Origin of the sequence: Ihubacter massiliensis (assembly GCF_024125305.1) — a bacterium.
Classification (GTDB): Bacteria; Bacillota; Clostridia; order Peptostreptococcales; family Anaerovoracaceae; genus Hominibacterium; species Hominibacterium faecale.
Map to the genome: position 1 here is coordinate 2,711,068 of NZ_JAMXVH010000001.1, position 14,174 is coordinate 2,725,241.

Annotated in this window: 12 protein-coding genes; 9 read left to right on the top strand and 3 right to left on the bottom strand. The window is 50.3% G+C overall.

From position 1 onward, the window contains the following. Positions 1-301: 301 nt before the first annotated feature. From NIA71_RS12595 to NIA71_RS12630, 8 genes are all read left to right on the top strand, one after another. Positions 302-826 carry a nitroreductase family protein gene (locus NIA71_RS12595; protein ID WP_332108548.1) on the top strand — a complete coding sequence of 175 codons (525 nt, stop codon included), beginning with the start codon at positions 302-304 and terminating at the stop codon, positions 824-826. A 376-nt stretch (positions 827-1,202) separates the two neighbouring features. Continuing rightward, positions 1,203-2,210 (top strand): 3-deoxy-7-phosphoheptulonate synthase, encoded by a 1,008-nt coding sequence (gene aroF, locus NIA71_RS12600; RefSeq protein ID WP_148397917.1) that lies wholly within the window; start codon positions 1,203-1,205, stop codon positions 2,208-2,210. Between the two features lie 12 nt (positions 2,211-2,222). Beyond that, positions 2,223-3,062 carry a prephenate dehydrogenase gene (locus NIA71_RS12605; protein ID WP_253020570.1) on the top strand — a complete coding sequence of 280 codons (840 nt, stop codon included), beginning with the start codon at positions 2,223-2,225 and terminating at the stop codon, positions 3,060-3,062. Beyond that, positions 3,062-4,132 carry a 3-dehydroquinate synthase gene (gene aroB, locus NIA71_RS12610; protein ID WP_253020571.1) on the top strand — a complete coding sequence of 357 codons (1,071 nt, stop codon included), beginning with the start codon at positions 3,062-3,064 and terminating at the stop codon, positions 4,130-4,132. The genes NIA71_RS12605 and aroB overlap by 1 nt, the downstream gene beginning before the upstream one ends. Then, positions 4,129-5,370, top strand: coding sequence for a 3-phosphoshikimate 1-carboxyvinyltransferase (locus tag NIA71_RS12615; protein ID WP_253020572.1), 1,242 nt, complete (start codon positions 4,129-4,131; stop codon positions 5,368-5,370). Before aroB ends, NIA71_RS12615 begins: the two co-directional genes overlap by 4 nt. Further along, positions 5,360-6,436 (top strand): chorismate synthase, encoded by a 1,077-nt coding sequence (gene aroC, locus NIA71_RS12620; RefSeq protein ID WP_253020573.1) that lies wholly within the window; start codon positions 5,360-5,362, stop codon positions 6,434-6,436. The genes NIA71_RS12615 and aroC overlap by 11 nt, the downstream gene beginning before the upstream one ends. Next, complete coding sequence (locus NIA71_RS12625; RefSeq protein WP_148397922.1) at positions 6,436-7,578, top strand: bifunctional chorismate mutase/prephenate dehydratase; 1,143 nt, start codon at positions 6,436-6,438, stop codon at positions 7,576-7,578. The genes aroC and NIA71_RS12625 overlap by 1 nt, the downstream gene beginning before the upstream one ends. 11 nt (positions 7,579-7,589) lie before the next feature. Continuing rightward, the gene (locus NIA71_RS12630) at positions 7,590-8,819 is read left to right on the top strand and encodes a shikimate kinase (protein WP_148397923.1); all 1,230 of its coding nucleotides are present in this window, start codon (positions 7,590-7,592) and stop codon (positions 8,817-8,819) included. A gap of 279 nt (positions 8,820-9,098) precedes the next feature. Here NIA71_RS12630 and NIA71_RS12635 read toward each other — a convergent pair whose 3' ends face one another. Together NIA71_RS12635 and aguB are read right to left on the bottom strand one after the other, a co-directional pair. Continuing rightward, on the bottom strand, positions 9,099-10,736 hold the full coding sequence (locus tag NIA71_RS12635; RefSeq protein ID WP_253020574.1) for an amidohydrolase: 1,638 nt from the start codon (positions 10,734-10,736) through the stop codon (positions 9,099-9,101). 18 nt (positions 10,737-10,754) lie between these two features. After that, a complete protein-coding gene (gene aguB, locus NIA71_RS12640) occupies positions 10,755-11,642 on the bottom strand; it encodes an N-carbamoylputrescine amidase (RefSeq protein WP_148397925.1) in 888 nt (295 codons plus the stop codon). Positions 11,643-11,834: 192 nt separating this feature from the next. Here aguB and NIA71_RS12645 point away from each other — a divergent pair, with 192 nt between their 5' ends. After that, positions 11,835-13,409, top strand: coding sequence for a helix-turn-helix domain-containing protein (locus NIA71_RS12645; RefSeq protein WP_148397926.1), 1,575 nt, complete (start codon positions 11,835-11,837; stop codon positions 13,407-13,409). A gap of 89 nt (positions 13,410-13,498) precedes the next feature. On the opposite strand, the gene NIA71_RS12650 is transcribed toward NIA71_RS12645, so the two are convergent. Then, the gene (locus NIA71_RS12650; RefSeq protein WP_148397927.1) at positions 13,499-14,170 is read right to left on the bottom strand and encodes a GntR family transcriptional regulator; all 672 of its coding nucleotides are present in this window, start codon (positions 14,168-14,170) and stop codon (positions 13,499-13,501) included. Positions 14,171-14,174 lie beyond the last annotated feature (4 nt).

Sequence of the window (14,174 nt, forward strand, 5' to 3'; positions counted from 1 at the left end):
ATTTAATTTTATTAAAGTCAATATTATATTAATATTTATTTTTCATAAAACCCATTTGACACCTTTTCAGAAAGAGACTACAATAATAAAAAAGTTTCCTTTGGAAACGTTATTCGCGCTTCGCGCTCACTTTCACAAGGTAAACTTTTTTGAAATACAGGAAATGCTACGCAATCGATATTTCCTGTATTATAGCAAAGCTCCGCAGCTAATCTGCGGCAAAATTCAAGATTGGATGTCCTGCCCAGCCGGAGCTTGTTTTCCTGGCGAAGGGCGGGAGCGAAACGGAAAGGAGATGCTTATGATGAAAAATGAGGTATTGCAAAATATCGTAACAAGAAGATCCATTCGTAAATATAAACAAACCCAGATTAAAGAGGAGGAACTGGAGACTGTTTTAGAGGCCGGCACTTACGCGCCCTCCGGCAGGGGCATGCAGTGCCCGATTCTGGTGGCCGTACAGGCGCCGGATACCATGGCCAAGATCGTAAAGATGAACGCCCAGGTCCTGGGATCCGACAAGAATCCTTACTACGGCGCGCCTACCGTCATTCTTGTCTTTGCGCCGGAAGAGCGCACCACTTATATTGAAGATGCCAGCTGTGTGCTGGATACCATGATGCTGGCGGCCCATTCCATCGGGCTGGCGGCCTGCTGGATTCACCGTGAGCGGGAAATGTTCCAAACCGAAGAAGGCAAAGATCTGATGAAGCAGTGGGGGATCCCCGAAGGCTTTGCGGGAATCGGCTCCCTGGCTCTAGGCTATGCGGACTGCGATCTGCCCCTGCCCCCGGAGAGAAAATCCGGCCGCATCATCCGTGCTTAGTCTTGCAATCAGCTGAAAATACGGCAATCGGCTCGGCAGACCATGCACCGGTGTCAGCAAGTTCATTATTTACGCAGCACAAATTTTGTAAAGTTTTTTATGGTTTTTCACAAAAACCGCTTTACATCTGCGGATGCCCTGTGGTAAAATGCTTACAGATTATCAAGAGAGGATAAAAGCGATGTTAAACAAATTCAACACATTTGCAGCTGAATACTTTTATTTTTACTTTACTTTCTTTTTTAAGGGTAAAGTGAATTTTGCTGCAATGGGATAACTCGTTTAACTAGTTGAAAGCCAATCAATACCACGAGATACTCTCCGCAAGTGAAATTCACTTGCGGAGTTTTTTCGTTTTAAGGAAAAGGAGAATAGCATGATTATTATCTTAAAAGACAATCCGGAAGAAAAACAACTTGAAAATTTAATCGCCTGGCTCAAGAGCATGAACCTGGACATTCACTTCAGTCAGGGAAAAAATACCACCATTCTTGGATTGATCGGTGATACTTCCGCCGTAGACATCGATCTCATCAACGCCCTCGATATTGTGGAAACCGTAAAGAGAGTCCAGGAACCTTATAAAAATGTGAACCGCAAGTTCCACCCTCAGGACACGATCGTAGACGTTGCCGGCGCTAAAATCGGGGGCGGAAATTTTCAGATCATCGCAGGACCCTGCTCCGTCGAATCCAGAGAGCAGGTCTGCCAGATCGCCAAGGACGTGAAAAAAGCCGGCGCTCATCTCTATCGCGGCGGCGCTTTCAAGCCGAGAACTTCACCATACGCATTCCAGGGCATGCGCTCCGAAGGAATCAATCTGCTGCTGGAAGCCAAGAAAGAATCTGGGCTGCCCATCGTTACAGAAGTAATGGATTTATCCCATCTTCCCCTTTTCGAGGATGTGGACGTCATCCAGGTCGGCGCCAGAAATATGCAGAACTTCGAACTTTTGAAAGAGCTGGGACATCTGGATAAGCCGATTTTGCTCAAACGGGGCCTTTCCAGCACCTTGCAGGAACTGCTTATGAGCGCAGAATACATCATGGCCGGCGGCAATGAGAATGTGATCCTCTGCGAAAGAGGAATCCGGACCTTCGAAACCGCCACCAGAAATACCTTGGACCTGGCGGCAGTACCGCTTCTTAAGACCATGACCCACCTGCCTATCGTCGTCGATCCCAGCCACGCCACCGGAATTGCCCATCTGGTAAAACCAATGGCTATGGCAGCAGCAGCGGCCGGCGCCGACGGACTGATGATCGAGGTACACAACGATCCGCCTCATGCCCTCTGCGACGGAGCTCAGTCTCTCACACCAGAAGCGTTCACCGACGTGGTGGAAGCAGTCAACGCCATTTTGCCCCACGCATACAAGGGTTAAGGAGCATCTGCCATGAAAATTGCAATTATCGGTCTGGGGCTGATCGGCGGCTCCATGGCAAAAGCGATTAAAGAAAACACCGATCACATCGTATATGGATACGACAGGAAGGATACGGTCATAAAAAAAGCTCAGCTGATCGGCGCCATCGACCAGGCGCTGACAGACAACCTGCTGAAAGAATGTGACCTGACTATCGTGGCTCTTTATCCTAAGGCCGCTGTCGATTATATCAGGGAGCATCAGGAGATGTTTAAAAAAGGCTCCATTGTGCTGGACTGCTGCGGAGTAAAACAAATTGTCTGCAGCCAGGTCGAGCCCATGGCGCTGAAACAGGGCTTCGTCTTTATCGGCGGACATCCCATGGCCGGTTTGGAGCATTCCGGCTTTGACCATGCAAAGAAGGCCCTTTTTAAAAACGCTTCTATGATCCTAACCCCGACAAAGGGCAGCGTACAGGATGTGGAAAAAGTAAAAGATTTATTTACTGCAATCGGCTTTACCAACCTGCAGATCGCAACACCGCAGGAGCACGATCAGATGATCGCCTTTACCTCCCAGCTGGCCCACGCAGTATCCAGCGCTTACATTAAAAGCCCCGCGGCTATAAAGCATAAAGGATTTTCCGCCGGAAGCTACCGGGATCTGACTCGTGTAGCCAAGCTGAACGAAGATATGTGGACGGAACTGTTTCTCGACAATTCGGATTATCTGGCGGAGGAGATCGACGGCATCGCTGATCGGCTGAAAGAATACAGCGCAGCCATCAAAGCTAAGGACGGAGAAACTCTGCGCAGCTTGTTAAAGGACGGCAGGGAGAAAAAAGCAATGATAGACGGAGAAATATTCTAATGGATACCATTCAAATTACAGCTTCAAAAACGTATCAGGTTCTCACAGGTCAAGGGCTGCTGTGTCAGGCCGGAAAACTGATCAGCGCGGCGCTGCCAGGTAAAGCCCGAAAGCTTTGCATCGTCGCCGATGATACCGTTGATCGGCTCTACAGTAAGGCGCTGGCGGAATCGCTGCTGAAAGCGGGATACGAAACGGTAAAGTTCACCTTTCCTCCAGGAGAAGCTTCCAAAAGCCTGGATACCGTGTCCCATCTTTTAGAGTTTCTGGCGGAAAGCCAGCTGACCCGCTCCGATGGAATCGTCGCTCTGGGTGGCGGCATCACCGGCGATCTGGCCGGATTTGCAGCCGCCGTCTATCTGCGGGGAATCGACTTTGTCCAGGTTCCGACCACGCTTCTGGCCGCAGTGGACTCCTCGGTGGGCGGAAAAACAGGCGTCAATTTGACATCGGGGAAAAACCTGGCCGGCGCCTTCTGGCAGCCATCGCTGGTTCTCTTTGATATTGACACCATGAAGACCCTTTCCTACGACTTGCTTCTGGATGGAGCCGCAGAAGCCATTAAAGCAGGAGCCATTGCCGATAAGGAGCTTTTTGCCTATATCCAGCAGGCTCCCCGGCTGGATGCGCCGGAAACCATCCGCCATTTGAGCCAGCGGGCTATTGAAATTAAACGGCAAGTGGTGGAGGCTGACGAACGGGATACCGGCGTGAGGCAGCTGCTTAACTTCGGCCATACCATCGGCCATGCCATTGAAAGATGCAGCGATTTTTCCATCAGTCACGGCCATGCGGTGGCCATCGGCATGGTGATTTGTTCCCGGGCTTCGCTTGCACTGGAATGGTCCAAGGAGGACTGCCTGAGGCCGATCCTTTCCAGTTTGAAGAAGTTTTCCTTCCCGCTGGAATGCCCTTATACGGCCCAGGAGCTCACCGCAGCCGCATTAAACGATAAAAAACGCATGGGAGACAAGATCACGCTGGTCGTCCCCCTTACCTTGGGAAACTGTACATTGAAAACCATTCCCGTCACCCAATTAGAAGAATTTATAAAGGCAGGACTTTCATGAAAATTGAAATCATTCCACAACCATTGGTCGGCAGCGTCAAGGCCGTTGCCTCCAAATCCCACGCGCACCGGCTGCTGATCGCCGCTGCCTTATCCAAGCGGACCCCAGCCATATCCATCGATACCACGTCCCAGGACATTGAAGCCACCAGGGCTTGTCTTTTGCAGCTGAAAAAGGACCATCCTGTCCTGGACTGTAAAGAAAGCGGATCAACCTTGCGGTTCCTGCTGCCAGTTACCATGGCGCTGAAGGAACGTGCCCTGTTTCTCGGCTGCGGGAGACTGCCGCAGCGCCCCATCTCTCCGCTAAAGGAAGAAATGGAGGCCCACGGATGCAAGTTTATCAATAAGCATCGCAAAAAGGGAAATTCCGCTGAGATTTGTGAAATACAGGGCCGTTTGCAGGCGGGAGTCTTTACCCTTCCCGGAAATGTAAGCTCTCAGTATATCACCGGCCTTCTCTACGCGCTGCCCCTGCTGGAGTCCGGCAGCCAAATCCGCATTACGACTCCGCTGGAGTCCAGAGGTTATGTGGATTTGACGCTGGATGTGCTGAAACAATTTCACATTGAAGTCTATATCGAAGAAAAGGAAGGCTGTCCCACTTATAAAATTCCGGGCGGTCAGAAGTACCTTCCGCCGGGGGACCTGGCGGCGGAAGGAGATTGGTCCAATATTGCCTTTTGGATCATCGCCGGCATCCTTTCCTCCGATTCGGGGATAATCTGCAACGGAATCAACCCCCGATCCATGCAGGGCGACCGGGAAATCCTCAATCTGGCCCGCAGAATGGGCGGAAACCTTACTGTAAAAGGAAACAGCGTTCTTTCCATGGCCAATACCCTGAGTGGCATTCATGTGGATGCTTCCCCAATTCCGGATTTGGTCCCCATCTTGGCGGTAGCCGCTTCCACAGCAAAGGGCACTACCCGCATACACAATGCCCATCGGCTGCGAATCAAGGAGTCGGATCGTCTGGCCTCCATGTACGATTGTCTTTCCCGGGTGGGAGCAAAGATTACGGAAGAGCCGGGAGGTCTGATCGTTGAAGGGGTTCCCAGGTTAAAAGGCGGTACTGTCAGCGGCTACAACGACCACCGCATTGTCATGGCTATGACCGTGGCATCGATTGTTTCAGAAGCTCCCATCATCATAGAGGGCGCCGAAGCAGTCAACAAGTCTTATCCGACGTTTTTTGAGGATTTTGAGGCTTTGGGAGGTGAATACCATGTTCTCTAGTTTTGGAAAAAATATAAAGGTAACCATTTTCGGCGGTTCCCATGAGCCAGAAGTCGGCGTGACCATCACCGGATTGCCCCGCCGCACAGCATTTGATCTGGCAGAGCTCCAGCACTTTCTGGACCGGCGGGCTCCAGGCAACAGTCCCTTTGCCACCACCCGCAAGGAAGCGGACTTGGTCCAGCCCAAATCCGGCATCCGGGTAATCGATAATCTGGCGATCACCATGGATCGCTCTATCACCATGGCCATTGCCAACACCAATACCCGATCAGGGGATTACAAGAATCTGCGGGATGTTCCCCGCCCCGGTCATGCGGATTTTCCCGCCCGGGTCAAGTACGGCGGCAGCCTGAACATGTCCGGCGGCGGTCCCTTCTCCGCCAGAATGACTGCTCCTCTGTGCATAGCAGGTGGAATCGCCCTCCAGCTTTTACGCAAGGAAGGTATTGAGACGGGCGCTCACCTTTATTCGGTTGGCTCAGCCTGCGACGCGCCGCTGAATCCCCTGGATCCCCATGCGCCTGAGCGCCCCTTTGCCGTTATCTCTGAGAATGCGGGGGGAAAAATGCAGGAACTGATTCTCCAGGCGAGAAAGGATGGAGATTCGATCGGCGGTATTGTCGAGGTCTATGCCAGAAATTGTCCGGTTGGTCTGGGCGGTCCCATGTATGACGGCGTGGAAAGCGTCCTTGCTCCTATCTTCTTTGGTATTCCTGCGGTCAAGGGTCTGGAGTTCGGCGCCGGCTTTGAAAGCGCCCGTCTTTACGGCTCAGAAAACAATGACCCGTTTTTTGTCGAAGGAGATCAAATTCGAACCGAAACCAACAACCACGGGGGCATCCTGGGGGGAATCACTTCCGGAATGCCGCTGATCGCCAGACTGGCTTTCAAGCCGACGCCATCCATCGCCAAGGAGCAGCGGTCCGTCAGTCTCAGCAAGAAAGAAAATGAAAAACTGTCCATTCGAGGCAGGCACGACCCTTGTGTGGCCGTCCGCGCCGTACCTGTTTGTCAGGCCGCACTCGCCATTGGACTTTTAGATATGATTATGGAGGAAAAATAATGAAATTAGAAGACATCAGAAAAGACATCGACCAGTTGGATTCACAGATTGCCCAGCTGTTCAAGGACCGTATGAACCTGGCCCTGGAAATCGCCAAGGAAAAGAAAGAAAACAGCCTGCCGGTTGTCAACACTTCCAGGGAAAAGGAGATCCTGCATCGCATTTCCGATGAGATCGGCGAGCCGCTGGACGGTTACGCAAGAATTCTCTTCAACACGCTCTTTGATCTCAGCCGTTCTTATCAGAACAATTACTTGTCCCGCATCTCCGATATCGGCGACCGCATTGAAAAAGCTTTGGCAGAAACGCCTAAGCTGTTCCCGAAAAAAGCAGTTGTTGCCTGTCAGGGGGTTGCCGGCTCCTATTCTCAGGCTGCCTGCGAAAAGCTTTTCGAGGTTCCCAGCACCATGTACTTCAACAGCTTTGAAGGTGTTTTCAACGCGGTTGAAAAGGGCCTGTGCCAATATGGAATTCTGCCCATCGAAAACAGCTCCTATGGCTCTGTGGGTACGGTCTATGACTTGATGAAAAACTACAATTTCCATATTGTCAAGAGCATTCGTCTCAGGGTCAGCCACAATCTGCTGGCAAAACCGGGCACTCAGATGAAGGATGTAAAGGAAATTTTCTCCCACGAACAGGCCATCGGTCAATGCGGAGAATTCCTCAAAACCCTGAAAGATGTGGAAATTACCGTCTGTGAAAATACGGCCAGAGCTGCCAAGATGGTCGCCGAATCCGACCGCAGCGATGTGGCCGCTATCTGCTCCAGCGATTGCATCGAGTTGTACGGGCTGGAATCCCTCAACAACAACATTCAGGTCAGCGACAACAATTACACCCGCTTCATCTGTATCTCCAAGAATCTGGAGATTTATCCGGGCGCAAACAAGATCAGCTTGATGCTTTCCCTGCCTCACAAACCCAGCGCTCTCTACCATATGATCGCCAAGTTTTCCGCTCTGGGTGTCAACCTGACCAAGCTGGAATCCAGACCAGTGCCGGGAAGCGATTTCGAATTCATGTTTTATTTCGACATGGAGGCTTCCGTTTATTCGCCGGAGCTGATCAATCTGCTGGGCCAGCTGGAAAACCAGCCTGAAATCTTCGTATTCCTGGGCAGCTATTCGGAAACGATTTAACGGAGCATGCCATGACATACGGACTCATAGGCGAGAAACTGGGGCACAGCTATTCCCAGCAGATCCACGAAAGCCTGGGCAAATATTCATACCAGCTTTTCAGCCTCAGCAAAACAGAATTTGAATCCTTTATCGCAGCCAGAAACTTTGACGGCCTGAATATTACCATTCCTTATAAAAAGGCCGTCATCCCCTTTTGCGATCAAGTGTCGGATCTGGCCCGGGAGATCGGAGCGGTGAATACCCTCTATTTCCGAGACGGCCAGCTCTGTGGCACCAACACGGATTATCAAGGGTTTCTCTATGCTGCTCAGGCGGCCGGGATCTCCTTTGAAAATAAAAAAGTATTGATCTTGGGCAACGGCGGCACCAGTCTCATGGCGCGCAAAGCGGCAAAAGACCAAGGTGCCCGCCGGATTCTCATCACCACCCGGCGGGGCGAGGCGGGCTGCATTTCTTATGAGGAGCTTTCGTCCCACAAAGATATCGATCTTATTGTCAACACCACCCCGGCAGGCACTTATCCCCATAATGGCGAAAGCCTGATCGACCTTGCGGATTTTCCCGCCTGCTCTGGTGTCATTGACGTTATTTATAACCCCTTCTCCACCGTGCTGCTGCAGCAGGCCAGGGAGCGGGGCATTGCCTGTACCAATGGGCTTCCTATGCTGGTGGCGCAGGCTACGGCGGCTGCGGAATATTTTCTCGGCGAAACCGGATTTCAGCAGCACAACGAATCCATTCTTCACCAGCTGCGGCGGCAAATCGAAAACATTGTCCTCATCGGCATGCCGGGCTGCGGAAAGACGACTTTAGGCAAACTGCTGGCAGAAAAGCTGGGTAAATCCTTTGTGGATATGGATTCGGTCATCGAGCAAACTGCCGGCAAATCGATTCCTGAGATTTTTGCCGAATCAGGCGAAGCCCATTTCCGCAGCCTGGAAACGGAAGCCGCCCGCAGCCTGGGCAAAGAAAAGGGTCAGGTCATTGCAACCGGCGGCGGCGTTGTTCTTCGCCCTGAAAATATGGCAGCTTTAGGTCAGAACGGGCGCATCGTCTTTCTCCAGCGGCCTTTGGATGAGCTGGCCATGGAAGGGCGGCCCCTTTCAAAAGACCGCGCTGCCCTGGCCCATATGTATGAAGTGCGCCTTCCTCTGTATGAGGCGTACAGCCAGCTTTCTTTTCAAACGGTTCCCGGTGCGGAGGAGAGCGCGGCCAGATTGCTGGCGCTCTTGGATTAGAGCCGGCAAAAAACTGAAAGCATCATGTTCTCGCAGGTTTCGAGGCCGGGAGCAAATCATCGCGATCTGTGGCCAGCAGCCTTTTCCACGATGATTTTAGGCCTTTTTCGCTGCTAATTTGCCTAAGAACAGCAGGAAATTATCGCTTTTCTTGCTGTTTTGCTTTTCCCACGATGAAAAATCATCGCAAACTTAATCCAAAACGAGCGCAAGCGATGATTTTGCTTTTCATCCTTTATTAATCCGGGCCCGACGGGCCCCCGAAGGGCCTATCCCCATCTACCCTTTAAAAATCGTCTCCCCTCTGCAAATCGTCTCGCAAACTTCAACGAATGCAATTTCATCCTCCGGTATCTCGAAGAGGTCCTTCTCCAGAATGACCAAATCCGCATCTTTTCCGGACTCGATGGAACCTGTCTCATCCTCGCGTCCCAGCACTTTGGCGCCATTGATGGTAAAGGATTCAATCATCTGCCGCAGAGACACCCGCTCCTCTTTACCAAGTACGCAGTTTGGGTCCTCCTTGTTCATTTCCGGATAACAACGATTGACTCCCATCTGAATCCCCCGAAGAGGCTTGGGTACAGGCGTCACACTGAAATCGCTGGCCGATGCGACGATCAGGCCGGCATCAAAGAAGGTCTTCATGGGGTATTCTTTTTCAACCCGCTCTTTACCCAAAAACGGCTCTTCCAGTTTGAAGTAATATCCTGGGTCCTTTACATACCAGTAAGGGTCCGCCGATATGGCCACATTGAGCGGCTTCATCCGCGGCAGATCGATCGGATCCAGCAGCTGAACATGGGCGGCCAGCGGCATCCTCTTCTTGGGACCGCCCACCTGTTCAACATATTCCAATACATCCAGCATCTGCTCCGCCGCCCGGTCGCCGATCACGTGGAAGTGGGGCATCAGCCCCGCCTGATCTGCCAAAACCACTACCTGCTTCAAATCCGCTTCCTTCCAGATAGGCTCGCCGCAGTAATCGGGCCGATTGGCATAAGGTTCCTTCAGCCACGCAGTAGACGCCTCAATAACACCGTCAACAAAAAATTTGACATGCTTGCCCTTGAGCATGATCCCGTCCGTCTCTTGACGATAGCGCTCATACTGATCCGCATCTTTCAGTGGGTCGTCCGCATAAGTATTAAACGAAACATTCATTTTAGAGATGAGCTTATTTTCTTTTTCCAGACGAAGCAGCGCCTGATAAGCCGGTCCGTCTCCGTCAATCATGGCATCATGGGACATGGTGATCCCGTAGGAAGCCATAATCTCCTGATACTTAAGAAGCCCTGCCATGTATTCCTCTACGGAATAGTCGGGGACGATCTTGCGCACCAAATCCTGGGCCGCTTCACGGAAGGTTCCGGTCAGTTCCCCAGTAACTGGATCTTTCTCAATGACTCCTCCCTCCGGGCAAACCGTATTCTCATCGATGCCGGCCAGCTCCATGGCCTTGGAGTTGGCCCATACGGAATGATGATCTCCTGAATCAAAGGCCATTGGAAGATCGGGCCTGATCTTATCCAGCATAAAGCGCGACGGCCCCTGCGGCGGAAAATGAGGATTTACCCACCCAACGCCCTGAAGAAAGGTTATATGGGGATACTCTTCCAGGAATGCTTCAATCCGTCTCAAATACTCGTCGACGTCTTTACAGTCAAACAGATCCACTTTATATAAAAGCTCGGTCCCGCCCCAGGAAGGATGGGCGTGGGAGTCGACAAATCCTGGGAGTACCATTTTTCCCTGAAGATCGATCACCTGCGTGTTCTCCTCTTTATATGCTAATATCTGATCGCTGCTTCCCACACCAGCGATTTTGGTCCCTGCCAGAGCAACGGCCTGGGCTTTGCTCCACTGCCGGTCAGCCGTGTAAACGGCCCCATTGTAAAATATTTTTGTTACTCTCACTTCCGCCTCCTTATCCTTTTATTTACTCTTTCCGTCCAATGTGAGCAATTTCTGATAGCACTCGGGGCGGCGGTCCCTGAACACACAGACCTCTCTTCGATAGGCTGCAAGTTCATCCAGATCAAAAGATACGGTGAGCACGGCCTCATGTTCGGTATCGGCCTCCGCAACCTTGTTTCCCCGGTTATCGGAGATAAAGGATGCTCCCCAGAAGCGGATCGCCGTTGTGCCCATCTTTTCAATTCCAATACGGTTTGAAGCCACAACAGGCACCATATTGGCCGCCGCATGGCCTAACATGGTATTTTGCCAGTGATCAAAATCATCGGGCTCACTGGCCAGTTCCGGCTCCGGTACGGCAAAAGTCCCGATGGCCGTAGGATACAGCAGAATCTCGGCGCCCATCAGAGCCATGCACCTTGCGGCTTCCGGGAACCATTGATCCCAGCAGATTCCGATTCCAATCTTGGCAAAACGGGTATCCCAAACCTTAAAGCCTGTGTCCCCGGGACTGAAATAAAACTTTTCGTAGTAGCCGGGATCATCTGGAATATGGGTTTTTCGGTAAATTCCCAGATTGGTGCCGTCGGCATCGATGACCATTATGGAATTAAAGCGGCAGCATCCGCTTTCTTCATAAAAGCTGATCGGAAGAACCACATTCAGTTCTTTTGCCAGCTTGGAGAATCGTTTAATTAACGGATGTCCTTCTGCCGGCCTTGCGATTTTTAAATTCTCATAATCGACCACTTGGGCAAAATACTGGGTGTGAAATAGTTCCTGAATCTGAATAATATTGGCTCCCTGTGCGGCGGCCTGACGAATTAATTTCTCTGCACGATCTGCATTTAGTTGCGGATCTTTTTCGCATATCATCTGCGTTGCAGCAACCGTTACCTTCTTCATCGTTTCCCTCCTCGACATTTCTTTGATCAAATTGTATCCAAAATAGCTGCCTCAATCTATAACTCTCTTGCGCAGTTTAATGTCTTTTTTTTAAATATTCAGATTTTTTCTTGTGTATTTCCCAGATCCTTCCGAATGTGATATAATCAAAAATAGCAACTAAGACTAGCTGAAACCGGAAAGGAATTCATAATGTTAAAGAAGATTCAGTATGAAGATGGTCTGCCTATAAAGGTACAAGTATTGAAGATTCAAGAGTATCCTTGGCATATGCACAATGACATTCAAGTCATCTACGTGCTGGAAGGTGAGATTGATCTAAAAATGACCTACACTCGCTATTATCTTTCAAAAAATCATATGCATTTTATTCATAGTGATGACGTACATGGAGTAAAAGGCCTTACAGAAAATAACTTAGTTGTTGTCCTCAGTCTTAATATGGATTACTTCTCCCAGTTCTATCCGGAGCTGGACACCCAAGTATTTACCACGAAGGGCAGCGAGGATGTGGCCACCTACAAAAGGCAGCTGGCCATGAAAGCCCATATCTTCGCCATCATTTCCGAATTGTACGCAAAAAAACGCGGTTACAAAAACCGCATGAAAGATCTGTCTTTGGAGTTAATGGACGCCTTATATAAGGATTTTCGGGGCTTCAAGGTGGATCGGGTCAACCGCAGCTTTGAACATATGATATCCCACGACATCCTGCAAATCGACCGGGTCAGCCGCGTGGTCAGCCTGGTATATAAAAACTACCCCTACAAAATAAGTCTGGCTGCCATTGCAGAAAAAGAAAACATCAACACCTATTACCTGTCCCATCTTTTCCAAAAGCAGATCGGCGACAGCTTTCGCAACTTTGTCAGTATGGTTCGCGTTGAAATGTCAGAGGCGCAGCTTTTGACTACAAATGCCTCCGTCTCACAAATTTCGCAAAACGTCGGCTTCTCTAATGCAAAATATTATGTGGAAAATTTTAAAGAGTGGTTCGGCTGTCATCCCAAGGAATACCGCCAGCTTTACAAAGATCAGATTCTAGGGAATGCTGCGGAACGAATCGAAGAACTACCTCTGGAAAGCATCAACGATGTCATCGATTCTTATTCCGAATTTCCGGTATTTATCGGCGCCAGTGGGATCATTCGCTCTGCGAAAATCGACTTAAAAAAAGAACCCGAAGGCACCATCCTGCCCATCCGCCACCGGTTGATTCCCAAGAAACTCTATGATCATTATGATCCTTTTACCCAATGTCTTTCCATGGTAAAGGCTTTGGTAAAGCCGCCCCATCAAATCCCCCAGCTGCCTTTGTTCGACTCGCCTCAGGACACGGCCGGGCTAAAGGCGATCAATGGGCTCAAAAAACCCCAGTACTACTTATATGCGCTTTTGTCCACAATGTATGAAACGGTAGTATGCGCGGAAGATACTTTTCTGCTGGTAAAAAGCGGGGAAAACTATCAGCTTTTGTTTTTCAACGATAACAAAGATGAATCCCAAAGCTATGAGTTCAGCCTCTTTAAAATTTCCGGCGAATATCAGATTACCGAGCGGCGGTTTCAAGCCGGCGACTCCTGCATCAGCGGCTGGAAGCAACTTAATTTTAAGAGCCAGCTGACTAGCCAGGAATTCGAGAGCATACAAGCGCTGTCAGCGCCCAGGACCGTTTATCAGATGATTTCGCCGTGGGGCAGCTGCACCCTTTCCGCCAACCTATCTGCAAATGAAATCCGATTTTTGGAGTTAAGGAAGGAGGAGTGAGCGGGGGATACCGCTGTCCAGTCTTCAGATCGTAAGCAAAAAACAACCCAAAAGGCTCGCAGGCTTTTGGGTTGCAGCTATGTTGCCTTTTATCGGCGTCCCTGGGCAATGCCGTCCCGGATCACCATGTCCTTCAGCCGGTCAATATGTATATCAGCGGCGGCCCTGGCATCAGCAGCCCGCCCGTCGCGAATGGCCTCCATGATTTGCCTATGCTCTTCCGGCATGTTCTCCGCCCGGCGGAAGTTATCATAGTATATATAGCGGAATCTCAGAACCAGCTCCTGCAGCTGTTCAATCATTTGTACCAAAATATTGTTGTTGCAGGATTCCACAATGATCCTGTGAAACTTGGTATCATAAGCGATCATATTGGCGGTGTTGCCTTCTGCGACTGCTTGGTTGTAGGAGTCGGACGCTTTTTTTAGTTCCGCCATCTGTCCGTCAGTCATACGAGATGCAGCAAAAAACGCCGCCAGCCCTTCCATGTCCTGGCGCACTTCCAGGATATCAACCATATCCTTTGTGGATATTTGAGAAGCATATGCGCCCCTTCTAGGTTCTATAGTCACCAGACCTTCTTTCTCCAGCTTGCGAATTGCTTCGCGGATTGGAGTCCTGCTGACACCCATGTCTTCTGCCAATTCCACTTCCATCATTCTCGTCCCCGGCACGATCTTTCCAGTCAGTATCTGCATTTTCAGCTCTTCATATACGATTTCTCTAAGGGGTCTATGGTTTTGGATATCAAAATTCAGCATCTTT

Bases quoted from the DNA above. Each gene is read 5' to 3' on its own strand.
- NIA71_RS12630 (WP_148397923.1), top strand. From the start codon at position 7,590: ATGACATACGGACTCATAGGCGAGAAACTGGGGCACAGCTATTCCCAG.
- aguB (WP_148397925.1), bottom strand. From the start codon at position 11,642: ATGAAGAAGGTAACGGTTGCTGCAACGCAGATGATATGCGAAAAAGAT.
- aroB (WP_253020571.1), top strand. From the start codon at position 3,062: ATGGATACCATTCAAATTACAGCTTCAAAAACGTATCAGGTTCTCACA.
- aroF (WP_148397917.1), top strand. From the start codon at position 1,203: ATGATTATTATCTTAAAAGACAATCCGGAAGAAAAACAACTTGAAAAT.
- NIA71_RS12645 (WP_148397926.1), top strand. From the start codon at position 11,835: ATGTTAAAGAAGATTCAGTATGAAGATGGTCTGCCTATAAAGGTACAA.
- aroC (WP_253020573.1), top strand. From the start codon at position 5,360: ATGTTCTCTAGTTTTGGAAAAAATATAAAGGTAACCATTTTCGGCGGT.
- NIA71_RS12625 (WP_148397922.1), top strand. From the start codon at position 6,436: ATGAAATTAGAAGACATCAGAAAAGACATCGACCAGTTGGATTCACAG.
- NIA71_RS12615 (WP_253020572.1), top strand. From the start codon at position 4,129: ATGAAAATTGAAATCATTCCACAACCATTGGTCGGCAGCGTCAAGGCC.
- NIA71_RS12605 (WP_253020570.1), top strand. From the start codon at position 2,223: ATGAAAATTGCAATTATCGGTCTGGGGCTGATCGGCGGCTCCATGGCA.
- NIA71_RS12595 (WP_332108548.1), top strand. From the start codon at position 302: ATGATGAAAAATGAGGTATTGCAAAATATCGTAACAAGAAGATCCATT.
- NIA71_RS12650 (WP_148397927.1), bottom strand. From the start codon at position 14,170: ATGCTGAATTTTGATATCCAAAACCATAGACCCCTTAGAGAAATCGTA.